The sequence below is a fragment of the Ruegeria sp. HKCCE4148 genome (assembly GCF_017872495.1).
Lineage (GTDB): Bacteria > Pseudomonadota > Alphaproteobacteria > Rhodobacterales > Rhodobacteraceae > Ruegeria.
The window spans coordinates 653,235-674,456 of the sequence record NZ_JAEDOS010000003.1 but is presented as its reverse complement, the minus strand read 5'-3'; the positions used below and the strand labels follow the sequence as shown (position 1 = coordinate 674,456).

General features: G+C 56.3%; 23 protein-coding genes. 9 read left to right on the top strand and 14 right to left on the bottom strand.

Annotated features, from left to right (window positions below; all coding sequences use genetic code 11):
• Positions 1–23 precede the first annotated feature (23 nt).
• The gene (locus I9187_RS13165; protein ID WP_171173955.1) at positions 24–1,184 is read left to right on the top strand and encodes an ABC transporter substrate-binding protein; all 1,161 of its coding nucleotides are present in this window, start codon (positions 24–26) and stop codon (positions 1,182–1,184) included.
• 66 nt (positions 1,185–1,250) lie between these two features.
• Here I9187_RS13165 and rpsI read toward each other — a convergent pair whose 3' ends face one another.
• The 3 genes from rpsI to I9187_RS13150 form a co-directional block, all read right to left on the bottom strand.
• Complete coding sequence (gene rpsI, locus I9187_RS13160; RefSeq protein ID WP_171090107.1) at positions 1,251–1,736, bottom strand: 30S ribosomal protein S9; 486 nt, start codon at positions 1,734–1,736, stop codon at positions 1,251–1,253.
• Positions 1,737–1,742: 6 nt separating this feature from the next.
• Positions 1,743–2,201, bottom strand: a complete 459-nt coding sequence (rplM, locus tag I9187_RS13155; protein ID WP_170354147.1) for a 50S ribosomal protein L13 — start codon at positions 2,199–2,201, stop codon at positions 1,743–1,745.
• Positions 2,202–2,363: 162 nt separating this feature from the next.
• Entirely contained in the window at positions 2,364–3,767 is a 1,404-nt protein-coding gene (locus I9187_RS13150; RefSeq protein ID WP_171173953.1) for a PLP-dependent aminotransferase family protein, read from the bottom strand.
• Positions 3,768–3,866: 99 nt separating this feature from the next.
• On the opposite strand from I9187_RS13150, the gene I9187_RS13145 reads away from it, so the two are divergent.
• The gene (locus I9187_RS13145; RefSeq protein ID WP_171173951.1) at positions 3,867–4,094 is read left to right on the top strand and encodes a DUF1127 domain-containing protein; all 228 of its coding nucleotides are present in this window, start codon (positions 3,867–3,869) and stop codon (positions 4,092–4,094) included.
• Between the two features lie 61 nt (positions 4,095–4,155).
• On the opposite strand, the gene I9187_RS13140 is transcribed toward I9187_RS13145, so the two are convergent.
• Complete coding sequence (locus I9187_RS13140; protein ID WP_171173949.1) at positions 4,156–4,599, bottom strand: PaaI family thioesterase; 444 nt, start codon at positions 4,597–4,599, stop codon at positions 4,156–4,158.
• A 58-nt stretch (positions 4,600–4,657) separates the two neighbouring features.
• Here I9187_RS13140 and I9187_RS13135 point away from each other — a divergent pair, with 58 nt between their 5' ends.
• From I9187_RS13135 to gluQRS, 4 genes are all read left to right on the top strand, one after another.
• Positions 4,658–5,443 carry an enoyl-CoA hydratase gene (locus tag I9187_RS13135; protein ID WP_171173947.1) on the top strand — a complete coding sequence of 262 codons (786 nt, stop codon included), beginning with the start codon at positions 4,658–4,660 and terminating at the stop codon, positions 5,441–5,443.
• A gap of 255 nt (positions 5,444–5,698) precedes the next feature.
• Positions 5,699–7,039 (top strand): methylenetetrahydrofolate--tRNA-(uracil(54)-C(5))-methyltransferase (FADH(2)-oxidizing) TrmFO, encoded by a 1,341-nt coding sequence (gene trmFO, locus I9187_RS13130; protein ID WP_171173945.1) that lies wholly within the window; start codon positions 5,699–5,701, stop codon positions 7,037–7,039.
• 37 nt (positions 7,040–7,076) lie between these two features.
• A complete protein-coding gene (locus I9187_RS13125; protein ID WP_171173943.1) occupies positions 7,077–7,691 on the top strand; it encodes a methyltransferase domain-containing protein in 615 nt (204 codons plus the stop codon).
• On the top strand, positions 7,688–8,569 hold the full coding sequence (gluQRS, locus tag I9187_RS13120) for a tRNA glutamyl-Q(34) synthetase GluQRS (RefSeq protein ID WP_171173941.1): 882 nt from the start codon (positions 7,688–7,690) through the stop codon (positions 8,567–8,569). The genes I9187_RS13125 and gluQRS overlap by 4 nt, the downstream gene beginning before the upstream one ends.
• Positions 8,570–8,579: 10 nt before the next feature.
• Here the strand turns inward: gluQRS and hisI are convergent, their stop codons facing one another.
• Positions 8,580–8,951 carry a phosphoribosyl-AMP cyclohydrolase gene (hisI, locus tag I9187_RS13115; RefSeq protein ID WP_171173938.1) on the bottom strand — a complete coding sequence of 124 codons (372 nt, stop codon included), beginning with the start codon at positions 8,949–8,951 and terminating at the stop codon, positions 8,580–8,582.
• Positions 8,952–9,018: 67 nt separating this feature from the next.
• Here hisI and I9187_RS13110 point away from each other — a divergent pair, with 67 nt between their 5' ends.
• On the top strand, positions 9,019–9,471 hold the full coding sequence (locus tag I9187_RS13110; RefSeq protein WP_171234306.1) for an iron-sulfur cluster assembly scaffold protein: 453 nt from the start codon (positions 9,019–9,021) through the stop codon (positions 9,469–9,471).
• A 373-nt stretch (positions 9,472–9,844) separates the two neighbouring features.
• Here I9187_RS13110 and I9187_RS22125 read toward each other — a convergent pair whose 3' ends face one another.
• From I9187_RS22125 to I9187_RS13090, 5 genes are all read right to left on the bottom strand, one after another.
• A complete protein-coding gene (locus I9187_RS22125; RefSeq protein WP_256368504.1) occupies positions 9,845–9,967 on the bottom strand; it encodes a hypothetical protein in 123 nt (40 codons plus the stop codon).
• Positions 9,968–10,079: 112 nt separating this feature from the next.
• Positions 10,080–12,170, bottom strand: coding sequence for an ATP-dependent DNA helicase RecG (gene recG, locus I9187_RS13105; RefSeq protein WP_171173934.1), 2,091 nt, complete (start codon positions 12,168–12,170; stop codon positions 10,080–10,082).
• Complete coding sequence (ligA, locus tag I9187_RS13100; protein ID WP_209940216.1) at positions 12,167–14,419, bottom strand: NAD-dependent DNA ligase LigA; 2,253 nt, start codon at positions 14,417–14,419, stop codon at positions 12,167–12,169. The genes recG and ligA overlap by 4 nt, the downstream gene beginning before the upstream one ends.
• A gap of 123 nt (positions 14,420–14,542) precedes the next feature.
• Positions 14,543–15,259, bottom strand: a complete 717-nt coding sequence (locus I9187_RS13095) for a response regulator transcription factor CtrA (RefSeq protein WP_171234310.1) — start codon at positions 15,257–15,259, stop codon at positions 14,543–14,545.
• Between the two features lie 70 nt (positions 15,260–15,329).
• Positions 15,330–15,638 carry a DUF1153 domain-containing protein gene (locus I9187_RS13090; protein WP_171173928.1) on the bottom strand — a complete coding sequence of 103 codons (309 nt, stop codon included), beginning with the start codon at positions 15,636–15,638 and terminating at the stop codon, positions 15,330–15,332.
• A 130-nt stretch (positions 15,639–15,768) separates the two neighbouring features.
• Between I9187_RS13090 and mnmA the strand changes: the two genes are divergently transcribed.
• Both mnmA and I9187_RS13080 read left to right on the top strand, forming a co-directional pair.
• Positions 15,769–16,914: a tRNA 2-thiouridine(34) synthase MnmA gene (gene mnmA, locus I9187_RS13085; RefSeq protein WP_209509278.1), complete on the top strand. Its 1,146-nt coding sequence runs from the start codon at positions 15,769–15,771 to the stop codon at positions 16,912–16,914.
• A gap of 70 nt (positions 16,915–16,984) precedes the next feature.
• Entirely contained in the window at positions 16,985–18,052 is a 1,068-nt protein-coding gene (locus I9187_RS13080; protein ID WP_171173924.1) for a hypothetical protein, read from the top strand.
• Here I9187_RS13080 and I9187_RS13075 read toward each other — a convergent pair.
• The 4 genes from I9187_RS13075 to lpxI form a co-directional block, all read right to left on the bottom strand.
• Positions 18,049–18,594 carry a carboxymuconolactone decarboxylase family protein gene (locus I9187_RS13075; protein ID WP_171173922.1) on the bottom strand — a complete coding sequence of 182 codons (546 nt, stop codon included), beginning with the start codon at positions 18,592–18,594 and terminating at the stop codon, positions 18,049–18,051. The genes I9187_RS13080 and I9187_RS13075 overlap by 4 nt on opposite strands.
• A gap of 97 nt (positions 18,595–18,691) precedes the next feature.
• Complete coding sequence (locus I9187_RS13070; RefSeq protein WP_216598991.1) at positions 18,692–19,267, bottom strand: hypothetical protein; 576 nt, start codon at positions 19,265–19,267, stop codon at positions 18,692–18,694.
• Entirely contained in the window at positions 19,260–20,426 is a 1,167-nt protein-coding gene (gene lpxB, locus I9187_RS13065; RefSeq protein ID WP_171173920.1) for a lipid-A-disaccharide synthase, read from the bottom strand. The genes I9187_RS13070 and lpxB overlap by 8 nt, the downstream gene beginning before the upstream one ends.
• Positions 20,426–21,220, bottom strand: coding sequence for a UDP-2,3-diacylglucosamine diphosphatase LpxI (lpxI, locus tag I9187_RS13060; protein ID WP_171173918.1), 795 nt, complete (start codon positions 21,218–21,220; stop codon positions 20,426–20,428). The genes lpxB and lpxI overlap by 1 nt, the downstream gene beginning before the upstream one ends.
• Positions 21,221–21,222: the final 2 nt, after the last annotated feature.

Sequence of the window (21,222 nt, the reverse complement as noted above, 5' to 3'; positions counted from 1 at the left end):
AAGGGAATTTCGGGAGGAGAGAAATGAGAGAGTCATTCAAACTATTGGCTGTCGCCACGGCCTTGACCGCCTCGGCGACCATAGGTTTGGCGCAAACCCAAGGCGTAACCGACGATGAAATCGTGATCGGGTCGGTCAACGATCTGAGTGGTATCTTCGCAGCCGTGGGCGTTCCGGCCACCAAAGGCGCAAATGTTGTGTTTGACCGTGTCAATGCAGCCGGAGGCGTGCACGGGCGACAAATCCGCTTTGTCGTCGAAGACAATGGCTATCAGATGCCGCGTGCAATGCAGGGTTACAACAAACTGCTGAACCGGGACAAAGTGTTTGCGATGCTGCAATCACTGGGCACACCGATGAACATGGCCGGCTTCAAACTGCTGGATCCAAAGGGAATTCCGAACGTTGCCCCCCTGACGGCGGCGCGGCAGATGTTGCAAGAGCCTATGCGCAACAAGTTCACCTCATTCTCGACTTACTATGATCAAGCCCGCATTGGCGTGAAATACCTCGCAGGTGAATTTGGATCACAAACCGTTTGCACGATGTACCTGCCTACCGATTTCGGCGAAGAAATTCTTGAGGGCAGCCAGGCCGGGGCTGAAGAGGCCGGGATCACATTTGGATCCGAGACCACTCATAAACCAGATGAGACCGATTTCGTGGGTTCGCTCAGTAAACTCAAGGAAGAAGGTTGTGACATTGTCACGATGGCGCTGGGCGTTCGTCAGGCGATCACTGTGGTGGGTACTGCCAAGAAGATGGGCCTGACGGATATGAAATTCCTGGGCACCTCGGCCAGCTTCCTGACAGTCGTGGCGCAGGTTCCCGGAGGCGTGACCGACGGCTTCTATGCCGCCGCCTCGTGGCAGGATCTGTGGGCCCGCGCCGATGAGCCCGCCCCCGCCGCGTTCATCGAAGAGTACAAGGCCGCCACGGGTGAAGATCCGGTTGGGTTTGCAATGCTGGGCTATTCCGCCGCCGAGATGATGGTCAAAGCGCTGGAGGCCGCAGGTCCTGATCTGACCCATGACAGTTTCATCGAGGCCATGGAATCGCTGGACTATCAGGACGATCTGGTCGGCAACCACATCACCTATGGGCCGGATGATCATCAAGGCGCGGATACCGTGTTCGTCAATGTTGTTGAAAACGGCGCGTGGAAGCTCGTCTACGAAGAATAAGTCGCAGTAAATGCAACGAAAAAGGGCTCGCAGATGCGAGCCCTTTCTTTTGGATTGTCCCGGCGATTAACGCTTCGAGAACTGGAACGAACGGCGGGCTTTGCGCTTACCGAATTTCTTACGTTCCACAACGCGGCTGTCGCGGGTCAGGAAGCCTGCGGCTTTCAGAGCGCCACGCAGGTTCGGATCGTACAGTTGCAGCGCTTTCGAGATGCCGTGCTTGACCGCACCCGCCTGACCGGTCAGGCCCCCGCCTTTGACGGTTGCGACAACGTCGAATTCACCTTCAACACCAGCAACCTGGAACGGCTGGCGCAGGATCAGCTGCAGAACCGGACGCGCAAAATACTTGTCCTGGTCTTTGCCGTTTACGGTGACCTTGCCGGAACCCGGCTTGATCCAAACGCGCGCAACAGCGTCTTTACGCTTACCGGTGGCGTAGGAGCGGCCCAGCTCGTCACGTACGGGTTCACGCACGATGACTTCTTCGGCCACGGTTTCAACGCCTGCGACGGCGCTCAGCTCTTCGAGAGTATTGATCTGATCAGCCATCGGTCATTAGCTCCGGGTGTTTTTCTTGTTCATGGACTTAACGTCCAGAACTTCAGGGGCCTGGGCTTCGTGCGGGTGCTCGGCACCAGCATAAACGCGCAGGTTGGTCATCTGCTTGCGCGCCAGACGGTTGCCCGGCAGCATGCGCTTGACCGCTTGGGTCACGACGCGCTCGGGGTGTGCACCCTCAAGGATCTGCTGTTTGGTGCGCGACTTGATGCCGCCCGGGTGGCCAGTGTGCCAGTAGAAGTTTTCTTCGCGCTTCTTGCCGGTCATCTGGATTTTGTCAGCGTTGATCACGATGACATTGTCGCCCATGTCCATGTTCGGGGTGAACGACGCTTTGTGCTTGCCACGCAGGCGCATGGCGACGATCGAGGCAAGACGGCCCAGAACAACGCCCTCGGCGTCGATCAGGATCCACTTCTTGTCGATGTCTGCAGGTGTTGCAGAAAAGGTTTTCATGGCAGGATAGTCCTGTTTGATGTGAAAGACCGCCCCAAGACAGAGCGGCCCGAATTCGATGGTGGGGTTCTATGGGGTGGCCGTGCGCACGTCAAGCGCAGTAAATCATTTTTTCACAAGTAAAAACAATGTCTTGCAAAATAGGTATTATTTTACCCCAATCTAAACGCTGATTTGCTCGGGTGGATTGTCCAGTAACGCACGCAGCCGAAGCATTGCGTCCTCGAACCGTTGCAACGAGACATGCCCGTTCATTGCAATGCGAACCGCATTTGGTGCACGGCCATCGCGCAAAGCGAATTCGTCCGCCGAACGCAATTGTATTCCTTCACGCTCTGCCGCCCGGCTGAAGGCCGCTGCCCGCCACCCAGATGGCAGGTTTAGCCAGACAAACGGTACGTCTGGTGCCCACGTGAGGTCAAAACCACCCAACGCGTTCACCGTAACGCGTACATATTCGCCCATTCGGGTTCTGACATCTTTGGCGATCTGCCGCGTACGGGGATCAGACAAAAGCAATCGGGTGAGCTCTGCCAACGGCTGCGCCAGCCCAAAATACCCGTACTCTGCCGAGCGTCTCAGATCCACACTTCGCTCTTTCGGGGCAATGGCAAACCCGACGCGCAGTGATGGCGTCAGCACTTTTGAGATCGACGATACATGCCAGCCCCGCTCGGGCGCCAAGGCACGATAGCTGGGCTCTTTAGCCTCACCCATTCGGTAACAATCATCTTCAACGATCTGCAAATCGAATTTTCGCGCGACTTCAACTACCTCTTTGCGACGCTCGAGCGGAGTGTGCAGCGCGGTCGGGTTCTGCACCTCGGGTGAAACGCAAATCGCCTGCGCGGGTGTCTGCCGCAAAACATGTTCCATCGCGGTGGGGTCGATACCCCATTTATCCATCCGAATGCCAACCACCTCAGCCCGCATCAATTCACCCGCACGTCGAAAGCCGGCGTAAGACAGGTCTTCGACCAAAACGACCGGCTTGGGACCTTGAAGGATGCTTTGAAACACAAGACACAATCCGTTCTGCCCCCCATGAGTCAGTACAATGTCGTCATCCGTCAGCGGACCCAGCGGTAAATCCGACAGCCACTCGACCACCGCCTGGCGCATTGGCTTATAGGCATCGCGGGTTGGATAGTTCATAAATAATGCGGGATCGGACTGCGCAACTTTCTGCAAACACTCCCGTATCAACGACACCTGCCCCATATCCGCCAATCTTGGACTGAACAGGCTGACGTGATTGGCATTCTGTGCTTCGGCCAAATGCAACTGACGTGACCAGACATCATCCAGAATCGGGGATTTCGGAGGGGCTACAAATGTACCACGTCCGACCTCTGCTTGTAACAAGCCTTCATCCGTCAAAATCGTATAGGCCCGTGCAACAGTACCCGGTGTGATCTGCAATCGATACGCCAGTTCGCGCACCGGCGGCAGCTTAGATCCGATGTCTAACGCTTTGCTCTCAATTGCTTTTCGTATTGTGTCAGCAACCAAAGTATACTTTGGCCCCTTGGCTTTCGGCAACTCTTCCGGCCAAATTGTATCCATTACAATTCTTCCTTTGATTTTGACACAATATTGAATGTATCAACATCTTGTACCGAATATCACTGCTTTGTGTCAATACAATTTGAAAGGAACTCTGAGATGACACGCACAATGCACAACCCCGCCCTTATACTGCTGAACGCCAGCCCTCGGCTGCCGCTGATCGCTGTGCTGGCCGTGCGGTTTGCGGCTGCGGTCACTCAATGGGAACGCCGCCGTCGCAGTCGCGTCAATCTGGGCAATCTGGATGATCGGCTGTTGAAAGATGTTGGCCTGACCCGCACGCAGGCGGACCGTGAAGTAAAACGCTACTTCTGGCAGATCTGAATCATCCCCAGTCCCAATTATTGGGACCTCTTCCTGGGCCGGGGCCAGTCCCCGGCCTTTTTTAGCCGAACCGCGCCGCGGCCGAGCCTGCCGGTGGAATGGAATACGTCATGCTGGCCCGCGCAACCGGCTCGTCCATGCCTTCGGAATAGATCAAAACATCGCCGACGGCCAATGTTCGACCTAACTTAAGCAATCGGCAAGTCGCAATCAGATCGGCGCCACCTGCGGGTTTGCGAAGAAAATCCAGCGAACTGCTGGTCGTCACCGCCAGGGATTGCCGCCCTTTTCGCGCCAAAACCATAGCGTACACACTGACATCCGCCAGACCAAACATGGACGGGCCAGACACTGTGCCCCCGGGGCGCAGGTGCCGGTCCTGGACCACAAGGCGCATGGTAATGTTTTCTTCGGCCAGTTCTTCGACAACAAAATCCTCATGAACCTGAGGAAACACCTCTTTTAGGTATTGCGACAGTTCATCCCTGTTCATTGCCAAAGCCATACTTTCCCTCCTGCTCTTCCCGACCTAGAGTTGGCCCAACTTGGGATCGGAGGGCAAGATGGCAATTCTGGAACGTAACGACACTGGCGCGGTGGCACGGCTTACAATGAACGCGCCCGAGCGGTTGAACGCGCTGAGCGAAGAGATGCTGGCTGCGCTTCAGGATGAACTTGACGCTTTGCGCGATGACAGGTCCATCCGCGCAGTGATCTTATCAGGCGCTGGAAAGGCTTTTTGTGCCGGGCACGATCTGAAGCAAATGACAGCCGGACGTCAGTCCGAAGATGGGGGCAAAGCCTATTTCCAGGATTTGTTTGCGCGCTGCGCCCGGATGATGATGTCAATCCAGTCGCTTCCTCAACCCGTTATCGCTCAGGTCCATGGCATTGCCACCGCCGCCGGGTGTCAGCTGGTTGCGACCTGCGACATGGCTGTTGCAGCCGAGGGTACGCGCTTTGGCGTGAACGGGGTCAATATCGGGTTGTTCTGCTCGACACCAATGGTGGCGCTCAGCCGCAATATTCCTAGAAAGCAAGCTTTTGAGATGCTGACGACAGGCGCGTTCATTTCAGCCGAAAGGGCCGCAGAACTTGGGCTGATCAACCGCGTCGTTTCGGAATCGCAGCTGGACCATGAAGCCAATGCATTGGCTGAGCTTGTAGCCTCAAAGCTTGGCGTTGCCGTGAAAATCGGAAAAGAGGCGTTTTATCAACAACTTCAGATGCCCCTGGATCAGGCCTACACCTATACCGGAGAGGTAATGGCGCAGAATATGTTGCACCGGGACACAGAAGAAGGCATTTCCGCCTTTATTGAAAAGCGCCCCCCCAATTGGACCCAATGAGGCAATTGTTTTGCACATTTTTTGCCACTGTTTTGATTTTTGCACTTTTCAAAACGGCGACTCTGTGGCAAAGCTGGGTCGAGGCTGAGGCCTCAGGACACTTTTGGGTCGCCGTGGGCGGAAGGTCCCTCCAGCTGGTCTCTCTCACCAGCGCTGACATTCCCGCACCGGCGACCCCAAGACCCCCCTTTAAAATTAGCGAAACTGGCGCTGGCTGAGTTGCGCCCGATTGTGGTCTGTCCTATGTGGCAGCGCATGACACAAGTTTTGCACATTGTAGGCGGCGGCATGGCCGGATCCGAGGCGGCGTGGCAAGCGGCGGAAATGGGCGTTGACGTGGTGATTCACGAAATGCGCCCAACCGTTGGTACCTTTGCCCATCAAACCGGCAATCTGGCTGAAATGGTCTGCTCGAACTCGTTCCGGTCAGATGATGACGAACAGAATGCTGTGGGCCTGCTGCATTGGGAAATGCGGGCTGCCAACGGGCTGATCATGACAACGGCCGACGCCCATCGCCTGCCCGCAGGAGGGGCGCTTGCGGTGGATCGTGACCCTTTTGCCGAAAGCGTCACCGCAAAACTCCGCGCCCACCCACGCGTTTCGGTCACGGATGAAGAAGTGACCACCCTACCCGATGACGGCCAATGGATTTTTGCAACAGGGCCCTTGACCTCGCCAGCACTGGGCGAAGCGATCCGCTCGGAAACTGGTGCCGAGGCGCTGGCCTTCTTTGATGCCATTGCGCCCATCGTTTATGCCGAGAGCATCGACATGTCGAAGGCCTGGATGCAGTCGCGGTACGACAAAGGCGAAACAGAAGAAGAGCGCACAGCCTATCTGAACTGCCCGATGGACCGTGATCAGTACGAGGCGTTCATCGACGCACTTCTGGCTGCTGACAAGACCGAGTTCCACGAGGGCGAAACAGCCGGTTACTTTGACGGCTGCCTGCCCATCGAGGTCATGGCAGAACGCGGGCGCGAAACCTTGCGCCATGGTCCTATGAAACCGGTCGGCCTGACCAATTCACATGCACCGGACGTCAAACCTCATGCCGTGGTGCAGCTGCGCCGCGACAATGCACTGGGCACGTTGTTCAACATCGTGGGTTTCCAAACCAAGATGAAATACGGTGCCCAGACCGAGGTGTTCCGAATGATCCCCGGCCTGGAAAGCGCCAGCTTTGCTCGCTTGGGCGGCATTCACCGCAACACATTCATCAACTCACCCACGTTGCTTGACGCGCAGATGCGACTGAAATCCAAGCCGAATATCCGGTTCGCCGGGCAGATCACGGGCGTCGAGGGCTATGTCGAAAGCGCCGCAATGGGTTTGCTGGCAGGGCGTCTGGCAGCTGCAGAGATACTTGGGCGTGATCTGCCGGACGTGCCGCAGGACAGCGCAATGGGCGCTTTGATTCATCACATTACCGGCGGGGCCGAGGCCAAGACCTTTCAGCCGATGAATGTGAATTTTGGTCTATTCCGTCCGGTGGATGGTCTGAAAGGTGGGCGGCGAGGCCGGAAGGACCGGTACAAAGCCTATACAGACCGCGCCAAGTTGGAATGGAGCACCTGGTTGGAGCATTGCTGACTGGACGCACAATACGGTCTCGGCCTAGCATGCAGGTATGACCGACAAGTTCCTAGACAGCACCTACAACCTCGACACACCACAAGAAACAGAATCGCACTACAAGAACTGGGCGGCGACCTATGATAAAGAGGTCGAAGATCATGGATATGTCACGCCAGGTCGCGTGGCGGCGGCGTTGTGGTCTGCCCACCCCCACCCTGAAACCCCGGTGCTGGACTTTGGATGTGGAACCGGAATGTCCGGTCAGGCTTTGCGCTCAGTCGGGTTCGAGACTATCGATGGCATGGATCCCACTCCCAAAATGCTGGAAGAGGCAAATGCTAAGGGTGTGTACAGAAAGCTGACCGGCTTCGATATCACCAAGCCAGCTCCGCTCAAACGTGGTGCATATTCGATTGTCACAGCCATCGGTGTCATCGGTAAGGGCGCTGCCCCGGCAGAGACAATCGACGCTTTGATGCATGCTTTACCCAAAGGAGGGCTGTTTGCGTTTTCTTTGAATGATCACGCGCTGGCAGATCACACTTTCACCTGCCGCGTTACGGATTGGGTCGACATGGGGGCCGCACGTTTGCTATTTCGTGAACATGGGCCGCATCTACCCGGAATCAACCTTAACGCTGACGTGTATATAATAGAAAAAGCGTGACTTTCCTGACGCGCTTTGCGCCATCTCCAACCGGGCCACTTCATCTGGGCCACGCTTATTCTGCATTGATGGCCAACGACATGGCCAAAGCTGAAAGTGGTCAGTTCCTGCTGCGGATCGAGGATATCGACCAATCCCGTTCGCGACGGCATTGGGAGGATCAGATATATGATGATCTGACCTGGCTGGGCCTGAATTGGCCACGTCCTGTTATGCGCCAATCGGATCGCATGGCGGTTTACGATGCCGCCCTGGATCAACTCTGGGCGCGGGGCTTTCTGTATCCCTGCACCTGCAACCGCAAAGATATTGCCGCTGCAGCCAGCGCTCCGCAGGAAGGCGCACCGCTGCACGGGCCTGACGGAATAATCTATCCCGGGACCTGTCGTAAATCCAATGCAAGCAAAGATTTAACCCAACACCTTCGCCCAAAACACGAAGCTGTACGGCTGGACATTTCCAAGGCTTGTCAAGCGATTCAGGAGAGGTCCAGACTTCAGTTCACTGAACTCGGTTCCGGCCCCGACGGGGAAACAGGTGTAATCACCTTCACTCCGGATGAGATGGAAACAACCGTCGGAGATGTTGTTCTCTCCCGCCGCGACATGGGCACGTCTTACCATCTGTCCGTTGTCCTGGACGACGCGGCGCAAGGAATCACGCGTGTTGTTCGGGGTCGGGATCTGTTCGAAGCGACCCGCATCCATGTTCTGCTTCAGGTTCTATTGGATTTACCAACGCCCGAGTATTTTCACCACGATCTGATCCGTGATGATGCAGGCAAACGATTGGCCAAGCGCGACGATGCGCGTGCGATCGCAAAATATCGCGCTGAAGGCGCCAGCCCCGCTGACATTCGGCGTATGGTCGGGCTTTGATCCGGCGCGCTTATTCCATCGGAGCCATCAATTCTGTCTCGGCCCCGTCACGAACAGCAGTATAAAAGCAGGTCCGGCGATTTGTGTGGCAAGCAGCCCCGGTCTGACGCACCAGTACCAGAAGGCAATCGCGGTCACAATCGATCCGAAAATCCACAAGCTCTTGTGTGTGGCCTGATGTTTCGCCCTTGATCCAGAAAGACTGACGAGACCGCGACCAATAGGTCACCCTGCCCGTTTCCAGCGTCTTTTCAACGGCCTGAGCATTCATCCAGGCCATCATCAGAACCTCGCCAGACGCGTCATCCTGTGCGATTGCGGGGATCAGGCCCGCCTCATTATATTTTAATGTCGATGGGTCAAATATGACAGGCTCAGTCATCTCGAAAAACCTTTTGCATCCGGTGGGCTGGCCACTATGTATGAGGAACACACGACGAGGGAAAGCCATGAGCGGCGAGAACGACCTGATAAAGCTGTATTCCGGGCGCATTCTAGCGCTGGCGGCAGATATTCCGCATCTTGACCGTCTGGACGACCCAGATGCAACGGTCAAGAAACGGTCACCGCTGTGCGGCTCGACCGTGACAGTGGATGTCAAGGTTCAGGACGGCCGGGTGCGTGCCTTTGGTCAGGACGTCAAAGCCTGCGCCTTGGGTCAAGCTTCTGCCGCGGTCGTGGGGGATGCGATCATTGGCGCGACGCGTGCTCAGGTCGAAGCTGCTCGCGATCAGTTGGCTGCAATGCTGAAAAAAGATGGACCTGCCCCAGATGCTCCCTTCGACGGGCTCGAAGTCCTTATGCCGGCACGGGATTATAAGAACCGGCACGCCTCGATCCTTCTGGCACTGGATGCCACAGCCGAGGCCATGGCACAGGCCGAACAGGCCCATTGCGCATAAACTTGGCAAATTAAAGTAAACCTATTCCGCCTCAGGTCAGATTTCAGGAGGAATGGGTTAGAACAATCTGCGAGAGCATTTCGTCACGCTTTGGGTTGTTATTGACCCGATCGGGATAATAGCTGTGTTTGTCGCGCTCAACTCTGTCCTGTCCGCGCTGCTTGGGATCTTCAAAACTGGTCTGCTGTAAAAAAACCGCCGCTCCTTCCGGGCGAAAGGGCGGCGGCAGGCATTGCGTGTCTCGTGTGGGGTCCGGTTCACCGCGCGGGGCCGAGGCATGGCCCCTCAAGGGGTTTGGGACAGGCAGGTCACCCTTGACTGAAATGGGGATGACAGCGCGGTTTTTTCGGCACGAGATCGCAGGCAGAAAGGCTTAGAAACCAACCGGCAGGTGCAAAGCTACCATCAGGATCACGACCAAAGACATCACGCCAACCGCATCCTGAAAAATGGTCGATTGCGCGCGGGTGAAAGCGGTCTTGATCTGGGTCAGCATAGGGTCACCTCCGGTCAGAACTTTAATCCTTTGTTGACCTTTTGTTCTCATATTTAACCGAGTCGGTAAAGAACTTTTTAAGAACATTTGTGAACTTTTTAGAACACTTCACCTAACCCACTGAAATTAAACGGATAGCCTGATCTTGTTTCATCAACCACAAAAGAACACGCGCGGCACGGCCCCGTTCCGACGTCAGTTTCGGGTCTGCATTCAGCAATGCGCGCGCATCTGATTGGGCGACAGCCATCAACCCGGCCTGACGTTCAAGATCGGCGATATGGAACTTAGGAAGGCCGGATTGTGCGGTCCCGATCAGATCCCCGGCCCCGCGCATTTCAAGATCGGTTTCGGAAATGCGGAACCCATCCTCGGTTTCACGCAAAACCTCCAGCCGTCTGCGCCCACCTTCGCTGAGCGGCGGTTGGTACATTAGCAGGCAGGTTGAGTCCGCATCGCCACGCCCCACACGCCCTCGCAATTGGTGTAACTGCGCAAGCCCGAAAATCTCGGCCCTTTCAATCACCATGATCGTGGCATTGGGAACATTGACCCCAACCTCGATCACAGTTGTCGCCACCAGAACCTTGGTGTCACCGTTCTGAAACGCGCTCATCGCCGCGTCTTTGTCAGTGGGCGGCATCTGCCCATGGACCAGCCCCACAACGCCTTCCCCCAGAATAGCGCGCAGACGTTTGAACCGTTCTTCGGCAGCGGTCAGGTCTGAAACCTCGGATTCATCAACCAATGGACAGACCCAGTAACACTGTCGCCCCTCTTCAATCGCGCGGCGAAGATGCGACACGACCTCATCCATACGCTGCGTGCTGACAATCGCCGTTTTGATCGGTTTTCGCCCGGGCGGTTTTTCGTCCAGAACCGAGACATCCATATCCCCATATTGCGCAAGCGCCAGGCTTCGCGGGATTGGAGTTGCCGTCATCACCAGAACGTCGGCACCCTGCCCTTTTTCCGACAGTTCCATCCGTTGCCGAACACCAAAGCGGTGCTGTTCATCGACGATGGCCAAGCGCAGAGCCTTGAACTCCACGTCACTTTGAAACACCGCATGGGTGCCGACCAGTATCTGAATACTACCTTGTTTCAGCGCCTCAAGCTTGGCACGACGCTCAGCACCCTTATCTCGCCCCGTGAGCAGTTCCAAAACCACCCCGGCCTCTTCGGCCAGCGGGCGCAACCCTTCCAGATGTTGGCGCGCCAGTATCTCGGTCGGGGCCATCATCACACCCTGCCCGCCTGCTTCAACAGCGATCAAAAGCGCCATGAAAGCCACCAGGGTCTTGCCTGCACCCACATCGCCCTGAAGTAGACGGTTCATCCGAGCGTCCGAAGCCATATCCGCCGCGATCTCTTCGATCGCGCGGCTTTGGGCCCCGGTCGGATGATAAGGAAGGCTGGCCAACACCTTGGATTGCAACCTCCCGGTCGCGACACTAACAATTCCACGAGATTTACGTTCCCGTTGGCGGGCCAATGCCAGGGTCAACTGATGCGCAAATAATTCGTCATAGGCCAAACGCTGCCGCGCGGGTGCAAAGGGAGCGACATCATCTGCCCCCTGCGGATTGTGACCGGCGCGAATGGCTGAAGCCCAATCCGGCCAATTTTGTTGCGCCACCTGAGCGGGGTCGATCCATTCCTCAAGCTCAGGCGCCCGCGCCAACGCGCTGCGACTGGCCTTGAACGCGGTTTTCTGGGTCAGCCCTTGTGTCAGATGGTAAACAGGTTCAAATTCCGGGATCTCTCGGGCCTTTTCTACTGGCAGCATATGATCCGGATGCACCATTTGGGTCATACCGTCGAACAATTCCAACTTACCGGAAATCACCCGGCGCGATCCCTCAGGCAGCACCTTTTTCAGATAATCTCCGCGCGCATGAAAGAAGACCAACTGAAAATCGGCCTGACTGTCTTCGACATGAACACGATAGGCCCCACCCTTACTGCGTGGCGGGCGATGCGTGCCCACAGTGACCTCAACTGTCAACGTGGAAGGCAAATCAGCGCCTTGGATCGTATCACGCCTACGACGGTCAACCACTGCGTAGGGCAAACCAAACAAAACATCGCGCGGACTTTCCACGCCGGTCTGCGCCATGACTTGCGCGGTTTTGGGACCGACACCATCGAGCGTCTCCAAATCCGCAAAAAGCGGAAAAAGCTGTTCCGGCCGTCCGCTCATGCGCCTTCGATCAGCTGCAACCAGCCATCCTCGTCCAAGGTTTCGATACCCAGTTCTGCGGCCTTTTTGGCTTTCGATCCGGCACCCGGTCCTGCAACCAAAATATCAGTTTTCTTGCTGACAGATCCCGAAACTTTCGCACCCAATGCCTCGGCCCGAGCCTTAGCTTCAGCTCGCGTCATCTTTTCCAGCGTCCCGGTAAACACCACGGTTTTTCCTGCCACCGGGCTGTCCGATGCGGGTGCATCCGGAGCAATGACGGTCAACTCCTGTCGTAGCGTATCAAATGCGCGCCTCTCTTCCTCATTTGCAAAAGCATCTGAAAGGGAAAGGCCAAGCGTCGCGCCGATCCCATCAATCCCGATCAGATCAGCCCAGGCTGCATTGGCCTCTGAAGAAACGCAGGCCGTTGCGATAGCCGCATCACGCACTTCCTTGACGCGGGCACGACGGCCCTCGGTCGCCGCTGTCGCTCGTTCCGCATCTTCGGCCTCATCGGCTTGCCGCTGCGCCAAAGCCGCCGGGCGAGCAGCATCCAACGCCTGCGCCATGGCATCCCACTCACGGTAATACAACGCCAAATCGCGCGCGCCAACTTCGCCCACATGCCGAATACCCAAGGCAAACAGTAGGCGCGCAAATGGAATTTTGCGTTTTTCGTCAATCGCAGCAAACAGATTTCCGGCCGAGGTCTCGCCCCATCCATCCCGGTTTTTCAACCGGGCCAGATTACCGTTGTCGCGCTGTTCCAATGTGAAGATGTCAGCAGGGGTGTTAATCGGAAGGACCGGGTCATCGTAAAACATTTCAATCTGTTTTGCGCCCAAGCCTTCGATATCAAACGCCTTGCGAGACACAAAATGTTTTAATTTTTCTACCGCTTGCGCCGGACAAATCAAACCGCCCGTACAGCGGCGCACGGCATCGCCTTCCTCGCGAATAGCCGCACTACCGCATTCAGGACATTCTTGCGGAAACGGAAATGTCTCAGTGTTCTCAGGGCGTTTGGTCAGATCGACATCGGCAACTTTCGGGATCACGTCACCCGCGCGATAAACCTGTACCCAGTCCCCGACACGTATATCCTTGCCTTCTCGGATCGTACTGCCCTTGGCATCGCGCCCGGCAATGTAGTCTTCGTTATGCAAAGTGGCATTCGAAACCACAACGCCGCCAACTGTCACTGGATGCAAACGGGCCACGGGGCTGAGCGCACCAGTGCGGCCAACTTGAATGTCGATTGCCTCTAGCCTCGTCCAGGCCAGTTCGGCGGGGAACTTATGCGCAATTGCCCATCGCGGCGTAGTAGAGCGAAACCCCAAACGCGCCTGAAGCGACAAATTGTTGACCTTGTAGACAACCCCGTCAATGTCATATCCCAAGGTGGACCGTTGCGCCTCGATTTCCCGATAGTGCGCGATCATCTCTTGGGTCGTCTGACATAGGCGCGTCAGTGTATTTGTCGAAAACCCAAGAGATTGCAGTCGCTCAATCGCACCCAATTGTGTGTCTGCCAAGGGTTCGGACACCTCACCCCACGCATAGGCAAAAAACTTTAGGGGTCGGGATCGCGTGATTTCCGCATCTATTTGCCGTAAAGACCCGGCCGCTGCGTTACGTGGATTGGCAAAGGGCTTTCCACCTCGTTCTGCTTGCCGCGCATTCAGCGCCTCGAAATCGGCATGAGACATATAGACCTCGCCACGGACCTCAAGCACTTCGGGCGCGCCATTCAACTGCTGAGGAATATCCGAGACGGTACGCGCATTCGCCGTCACATTCTCGCCGACCTCACCGTCCCCTCGCGTCGCGGCCTGAACAAGTTGGCCGTTTTCATAGCGCAAGGACAGCGACAGACCGTCGATCTTTGGTTCAGCCGTGAAAGACAATGGCTCATCGGAGCCCAGACCCAGGTACTTTCGAATCGATCTGTCAAAATCGGCCACGTCCTCGTCATCGAAGGCATTGCCCAGCGACATCATTCGAACAGCATGCGTTACCTTCGAAAACCCGTCCGCTGCCTTGGCGCCGACTTGGTCCGACGGGCTGTCGTCACGTTTGAGGTTGGGAAATCGCGCCTCAATATCAGAGTTTCGGCGCTTCAACGCATCGTATTCCGCATCCGAAATTTCAGGCGCGTCTGACCCATGATACAGCGTGTTTGCCCGAGACAGCACAGCCGCAAGGCGCGCCAATTCGGCGCGCGCTTGGTCTTCGGTCAGATCAGATATGGAATTGGAGTTGCTCATGGCCTCGCCCTGTCACGCGTTCTTGGACCTCAGTGATAGGGCGAGGCCATGGCCAGGTCCAGACGTGCTGAGCCGTGAGTGTAAAGTGCCGCCCTGGACCACCAGCGGCACGGGTGGTTCCAATCAGAGGCCGACAGCCATCCGCGTCTCGTCGAGAGTATTGCTTTGCGGATCGCGCAGCACATAGCCACGCCCCCAGACGGTTTCGATATAATTCTCGCCGCCGGTCGCATTGCTGAGCTTTTTGCGCAGTTTGCAGATGAACACGTCGATGATCTTCAGTTCAGGTTCATCCATGCCGCCATAGAGGTGATTCAGGAACATCTCTTTGGTAAGGGTCGTGCCCTTACGCAAGCTAAGCAGTTCAAGCATTTGATATTCCTTGCCGGTCAGATGAACAGTCTTTCCGTCCACCTCAACGGTTTTGGCATCCAGGTTTACCGCAACTCGACCGGTGTGAATGATGGACTGCGAATGCCCCTTCGACCGGCGGATAATGGCGTGAATACGCGCTACCAGTTCTTCGCGGTGGAAGGGTTTGGTCAGGTAATCATCCGCTCCAAAACCAAAGCCTTTGATCTTGCTTTCAGTGTCATCGGCCCCTGACAGAATCAGAATCGGTGTCTCAACCCGTGCGATACGTAACTGGCGCAGCACCTCGTGCCCGTTCATGTCCGGCAAGTTCAGATCCAGCAAAATTAGATCGTAATCATAGAGTTTCGCCAGATCGATTCCTTCCTCGCCAAGATCCGTTGCATAGACGTTGAGGTTTGCATGCGTCAGCATGAGCTCAATGCTTTTAGACGTGGTCGGATCATCCTCGACAAGAAGTACGCGCATTTTTTACTGCTCCAATTCGGTCAACAATTCCAATTAAAAATAAACCTGAACAAGAATGGTTAATCTGACGTTACCGTTGAATCAGTTTTTCACACTCTCCCTTAGGTTGTCGATATTTTTTTAGGGCTGTGGCTTTCAGTGCTTCGGCACCATGTTCCGCAACAAGAGACACCCAGCCATTGAACTCCTCATCACTGATCCCGTAATTTTTCTTGGCATCAGACAAGCTGATCAGGCCGTAAAGCACGCCACGCACAACCAAAATCTTGCGTGAGGCCACCCAACGCCGTGTATCAGAAGGTGGCAGATCAGCGCGTGTCAGAATGGTACCGTCAGGCAATGTCACAGACCGAGGGCCTTCCACTTTGTGCAAAAACATCTTTCAACCCTTTTCTTACTGCATCACAGCTGACATCAGGCTACTTAAGAGCGCGTGAAACCGCCCCTTGAGAATGTTTAGAATTTTCTTATATTCCGGCGGTCTTCCTTAACCCGAAACGGAACTGATCATGGCCCTCGATACCGAGACCCCGCTGAACTCGCTTGGTTTTGCAAAGCCGCCTTCGGAAACGCGGGTGGTCGTTGCGATGTCGGGTGGCGTCGACAGCTCGGTTGTGGCGGCCTATCTAGCGGATCAGGGCTATGACGTTGTGGGGGTTACGTTGCAGCTTTATGACCACGGAGCGGCGCTGGCCAAGAAAGGCGCGTGTTGCGCTGGGATCGATATCCACGACGCGCGTCGTGTGGCCGAAGAACGTGGTTTTCCGCATTACGTTCTGGATTATGAGAACATCTTCAAAGATGCTGTGATCGACGAATTCGCCAACAGCTATCTGGCGGGAGCTACCCCTGTGCCCTGCATTCGCTGCAATGAACGGGTGAAGTTCAAGGATTTGCTGGAAACCGCCAAAGATCTTGAGGCCGACTGCATGGCCACCGGCCACTATATCCAACGCAAGATGGGTCCCAACGGACCCGAGTTGCACAGCGCCGAGGATGCGAACCGCGATCAATCTTATTTCCTGTTTTCGACCACACCGGAACAGTTGGATTTCCTGCGTTTTCCTCTGGGCCACCTGCCGTCCAAGGACGCAACGCGTGAAATGGCGGCGCAATACGGGTTGTCCGTTGCGGACAAACCCGACAGTCAGGACATTTGCTTTGTGCCAAATGGCAACTACGCCAGCGTGATCGAAAAGCTGCGTCCCGGTGCGGCAGAGCCGGGCGAGATCGTTCACGCGGATGGCCGCGTTCTGGCACAGCATGATGGCGTGATTCACTACACGATCGGTCAACGGCGCGGTCTTGGCATCGGCGGCCTGACTGAGCCGCTTTATGTCATCAAACTGGACGTCGACAAGAAACAGGTCGTTGTCGGCCCCAAGGAGATGCTGGCCACCCGTGTCGTTCCGGTACGCGAGATCAACTGGCTGGGCGATGAACCTTTCACCTCGCGCGACGAATGGCATCTGTCAGTCAAAGTCCGCTCGACCCGTCCCCCGCGTGAGGCGATTGTTAGGCCCCTGTCCGACACCACAGCCGAGGTCGAACTGCTGACACCCGAGGAAGGTATTTCACCAGGTCAGGCATGTGTGTTTTATGCAAGTGAAGGCAGCCGCATTTTTGGCGGCGGCTGGATCTGGCGTGGATACTGAACAAGTTATTGAAATAGCAGATCGCACAGGATATTTCGGTTTCAAAGTAATACCTTAACCGGAATACACAATGCTTAGACTCTACCGTTTTCTTATTTTGTTCCTGGCTATTCCAGCAATATCGCTGGCTGAGAATGCAGAAGAATGGACCCTGAAAGCGCTGCTTGATGAAGCAGACGGCTGGCAGGCAAGAATACAATGGCGCGATTTCTATGTCAGCCTACGCCTTGAGGACGACCGGGATACACGGTGGTGGTTCAGGTTGGACCACCCGGAGCCGGTCGGCATTGATTCAAACCACTTTCAAACCAACCCGGGGCTACAGTTCGGCACCGGGCTGTTTGGGTCCGAACCTGCGAACGCTTACGATCATGATTTTTTGAATAAACTTGCAGACAGCGACATGCTCGACCAGGCCAATCCCGAGGCTATTGCCAGCTTTGATCGACTTGCTTTTTTTGATGAATACGACACCGAAATACTGACCATCCCTGCAAGCGTCTGCGGTGGATGCGCTCGACCTGACGCCTACACCGGAGCCGTCACGATCAGGGTTCCGTTGAGCGATGAGCAGATCCAAATCCTGCGTCACTCGACATATGCAAAATTTTATTACTACAAAGTGAAATCCAAGTTGGAATGGGATGGAGGAAAGACCAGCTTCACTGTTGATCTCGTCGAAGAAGATGGCGATCTGCCTGATGCGATCGACCATCTTTTGCGGATCGCGGACGATCCCAGCCAAGCACCGGAAAAAGATCAACGAGGTTTCTTCGACTCACTGGACGATCAGTATGACGACACTCCGGATGCCACCCCCATCACTGCGGCCAATGGCGTTGCTCATCCTCCAGAAGACGGAATTTATACCCTTCACCCCGGCACATTTGCCTTATGCGAAACTTCGGATTGGGTATCGCATTTTCAGTCTTCAATCGAACTGCAACTCGGTGCCGACGGGCAAAAGGATCGCCATTCAAAGCTTGCTGAACTGGCGACAGCAAATGAATGCAATATCCTGACGACCTATGACCAGATCACCGTGTCCGCCATCGACCATGATGGGGACAGCGTGGCCATTGCGTCTGGAACATTGGAAGGTTGGGTTTTCAGGGAAATCCTTGCAACCGCGAATTAGGCTGAGACCGGTTCGACCTCTGCTTCGATCTGGATCTGAAGGGCATCGTTGAAGCGGTTGAACGCTCCACAAAGGGCGATGCGCCAGGTCAGCTCAACGATCTGCGCATCACTGAACCACTCCCGCAGGTCCGATACTTCGGCGTCCCGCATCCGACCGGATCGTGTTGTCACGGCCTCTGCATAGCGCACCACGGCTTTGTCACAAGCGTCCAGTTCTGGATGATCCTCAACGTCCGGCAGACGCGCAGCACCCTCGGGACTTAGGCCCGCGACGGTCAGCATCGGTGTATGATGTGAAACACAATAGTCGCAGGCGTTTAGCTTGGATACCGTCACCATCGCCAGTTCAAGCGCGCGCTGGGGCAGATTCTGTTGTTCGCGCAATGTGGTCAGCATTCCCGTCACATGTTCCAGAATCGAAGGGCAATAGGCCGCAACACGAGCCCAATTATCGAACGGCCCATATGCGCCCAAAGCCGAATGAGACGCGCGTGCCTCTTCGGTCATTTCTTGATCCGACAATGGGGGAATGCGGGTCATAGCAAAGCTCCTTTTTCGACGAGGATATCGCAGCCCCGTGTCGGTGCACCATCCGGATAAGGATCACATATGCGATATACGGCGTATCCTCTCTCTGTCACATAACATCCGTGGGCGAATTAAAGAGAATATAGAGACCAACACAGACCATGATGTACGGCGCGATCCGATCCAGACGTGCGACGCGAGGGCCGAGGCTTTTGGCGCGGGGCGCACCCCACGTCGCAACGGCGACCAGACCGGTGGCAGCCACTACTGCGCCAACCAGCGCAGCAACGCGAAAAGTGGGCGCAGAGTCCGCCAGCAGAGGGGTCATGACCGCGAAACTGTCAATCGAAAGACTTAGGAAAAGCGTCACTACCGAAGTCACGGCCGCATTGGAATCCGCGTCCTGCGCTTCGGCGTCACGATACTGTTTCCAGATACCGCGGAAACCAAAAACCAGGGGCACGATGCCCAGATACCCGATCCAGAACGGGACACCGCTTTGGTTCAGACCAAGCGCGACGGTCATCGCCAGGGTCAGAACAAGGGTTTGAGCAACCGCAAAGCCAATGATGGCGCGGCGCTGTTCCATCACCAAAATCAGACCCAACAAGACGGCCAAATTGTCGAGATTGGTGGATACCATTGCGATCCCGGCAGACACCGCGAACAGCGCATGGTCAAGCATAATCGACCTGCATTCTATCCAACACAGCCCGCGCGGCACGCAAACCGGGGGCTTCGCCACTTCGGCCCAATCGGTCCATGGTCAGACCCATGGCAAGCTGCTGCGCATCCGGGGCGTTGATCACATTGCGCAAGGCGTCGGCGATCTTTGCTGGTTCGCAGTCATCCAGCAGACATTCCGGCACAGCGCGCGTATCTGACACCAGATTAACCAGAGTTACGGTGTCCAGTTTGACCATCCGTTCGGCCATCTTCTGTGTCAGCCAGTTGAGTTTGTAGGCAATGACCATCGGCGTATTCTGCGCAGCAAGCTCAAGTGACACGGTTCCCGACGCCGCAAGCGCCAAACTGGCCGCGCCAAACGCGGAACGCTTATTGGCAAGCGTTTGATCCGCGCCTTCATAGCGCGGGTCCAACACTACCGGGTCTCCGGGCCAGCCCGCGACCCGCTCTTTAACAAGCTCGGTTGTCGCGCCAACGGTCGGGATCACCACGCGGTAGCCCGGATGAGCCTCGATAAACAGCCGCAATGCACCGCCAAAGGACTCTGCCAGCCGTTCAATCTCGCCCCGACGTGATCCGGGCAAGGCCAACAAGATCGGCGCATCCCCCAGATCAAAGCGGTTCCGAAACGCGGCGATCTCTTCCGGCGTGGCAACAGGCTCGCTGGCCACGGGGTGACCGACAAAATCGCACTCCATCCCTGCCCGTTCCATATACGGCGGCTCAAAAGGAAGCAGCGCCAGCACATGGTCAATAACCTTGGCCATCTTATCGGCCCGCCCCGGCCGCCAGGCCCAGACACTAGGGGCGACATAGTGAACTGTGCGGATGTTGCTTGCGGCCTTTACAATCTTGGCAACACGCAGGCTGAAATCCGGACTGTCGATGGTGATCAACACATCCGGTTTCGTATCCAGCACGGCCTGCGCGGTCTCGGAGATTCGGCGCTTGAGGTGAAAGAACTTCGGCAGAACTTCGACAAGGCCCATGACTGAAAGCTCGGACATGGGAAACCGGCTGGTCAGACCCTGCGCCTCCATCAGCGGGCCACCGACCCCGTCAAATTCCACATCGGGGATCAGAGTTTTCAAGCCTGCCATCAACGCGCCACCCAGCCGGTCGCCCGAAGGTTCTCCGGCGACCAGAAAGACACGCATCAGGCCGCCCGCTCGCGGATGTATAGGAACAGACCCAGACGGTTACATTCTGCGATGACCTGCTCTTGCCGCAGTACAAGCACGCCGCCTTTTTCCAATACGATTCCAGACAACCCGGCCGCAACCGCATCGGTGACGGTATCGGGTCCGATGGCCGGTAGATCGGCGCGCCGGTCCTGATCGGGTTTGGGCCCTTTGAACAGTATTCCTCCGCCCGCATCTGGTCGTTGGGTCAAAGATTTCAGCATCCAAGCGGTGCCGAATATCCCTTCAATCGCCAGGGCCTGGCCATTTAACACAGCGCAGGCTTGCCCTGTATCTGCGGCCCCCATTGCACGCAGAATACCTGAAGCACGGACCGCATCGGCCATGTCGGCCTCGGAGGGTTGCGCATCCGTCAGACAGCCCAATGGAGGAAGCAACCCGGGCGCAATTTCGTGTGCGGCCCGCATTTGCAGCCCTGCATCTTCAAGGATCCCGATGACCGCACGCAACGCGCCGTCATCTCCGGACATGATTGCCTTTTGGATCACCGGAACCAATGGTAGCGTCGCGGCGTCAATGCGGCTTGGGTCGATAGGCGGGCGCTGAACCGCACCGGCCAGACAAATCTGCGTCACGCCCCGCGCCTTCAGATCGGCGATGAAGCTGCCCAGCTGTTCCAGCGGAAACACAATATCCGCCGTCAAATCGTCAGGTAGAAACCCTTCCATTGCGCAGATCAAAGGTCGTTCGGTCAACTGTGCCACCACTTCGGTCGGCAATGCCCCTGTTCCCGCAATCAACGCCAGCATGG

Bases quoted from the DNA above. Each gene is read 5' to 3' on its own strand.
- I9187_RS13075 (WP_171173922.1), bottom strand. From the start codon at position 18,594: ATGACCCGCATTCCCCCATTGTCGGATCAAGAAATGACCGAAGAGGCA.
- recG (WP_171173934.1), bottom strand. From the start codon at position 12,170: ATGAGCGGACGGCCGGAACAGCTTTTTCCGCTTTTTGCGGATTTGGAG.
- rplM (WP_170354147.1), bottom strand. From the start codon at position 2,201: ATGAAAACCTTTTCTGCAACACCTGCAGACATCGACAAGAAGTGGATC.
- ligA (WP_209940216.1), bottom strand. From the start codon at position 14,419: ATGAGCAACTCCAATTCCATATCTGATCTGACCGAAGACCAAGCGCGC.
- I9187_RS22125 (WP_256368504.1), bottom strand. From the start codon at position 9,967: ATGCTGACCCAGATCAAGACCGCTTTCACCCGCGCGCAATCGACCATT.
- I9187_RS13135 (WP_171173947.1), top strand. From the start codon at position 4,658: ATGGCAATTCTGGAACGTAACGACACTGGCGCGGTGGCACGGCTTACA.
- lpxI (WP_171173918.1), bottom strand. From the start codon at position 21,220: ATGCTGGCGTTGATTGCGGGAACAGGGGCATTGCCGACCGAAGTGGTG.
- rpsI (WP_171090107.1), bottom strand. From the start codon at position 1,736: ATGGCTGATCAGATCAATACTCTCGAAGAGCTGAGCGCCGTCGCAGGC.
- hisI (WP_171173938.1), bottom strand. From the start codon at position 8,951: ATGACTGAGCCTGTCATATTTGACCCATCGACATTAAAATATAATGAG.
- I9187_RS13140 (WP_171173949.1), bottom strand. From the start codon at position 4,599: ATGGCTTTGGCAATGAACAGGGATGAACTGTCGCAATACCTAAAAGAG.
- I9187_RS13150 (WP_171173953.1), bottom strand. From the start codon at position 3,767: ATGGATACAATTTGGCCGGAAGAGTTGCCGAAAGCCAAGGGGCCAAAG.
- I9187_RS13145 (WP_171173951.1), top strand. From the start codon at position 3,867: ATGACACGCACAATGCACAACCCCGCCCTTATACTGCTGAACGCCAGC.
- mnmA (WP_209509278.1), top strand. From the start codon at position 15,769: ATGGCCCTCGATACCGAGACCCCGCTGAACTCGCTTGGTTTTGCAAAG.
- I9187_RS13125 (WP_171173943.1), top strand. From the start codon at position 7,077: ATGACCGACAAGTTCCTAGACAGCACCTACAACCTCGACACACCACAA.
- I9187_RS13110 (WP_171234306.1), top strand. From the start codon at position 9,019: ATGAGCGGCGAGAACGACCTGATAAAGCTGTATTCCGGGCGCATTCTA.
- I9187_RS13165 (WP_171173955.1), top strand. From the start codon at position 24: ATGAGAGAGTCATTCAAACTATTGGCTGTCGCCACGGCCTTGACCGCC.
- I9187_RS13080 (WP_171173924.1), top strand. From the start codon at position 16,985: ATGCTTAGACTCTACCGTTTTCTTATTTTGTTCCTGGCTATTCCAGCA.
- I9187_RS13095 (WP_171234310.1), bottom strand. From the start codon at position 15,259: ATGCGCGTACTTCTTGTCGAGGATGATCCGACCACGTCTAAAAGCATT.
- I9187_RS13090 (WP_171173928.1), bottom strand. From the start codon at position 15,638: ATGTTTTTGCACAAAGTGGAAGGCCCTCGGTCTGTGACATTGCCTGAC.
- I9187_RS13070 (WP_216598991.1), bottom strand. From the start codon at position 19,267: ATGCTTGACCATGCGCTGTTCGCGGTGTCTGCCGGGATCGCAATGGTA.
- lpxB (WP_171173920.1), bottom strand. From the start codon at position 20,426: ATGCGTGTCTTTCTGGTCGCCGGAGAACCTTCGGGCGACCGGCTGGGT.
- trmFO (WP_171173945.1), top strand. From the start codon at position 5,699: ATGACACAAGTTTTGCACATTGTAGGCGGCGGCATGGCCGGATCCGAG.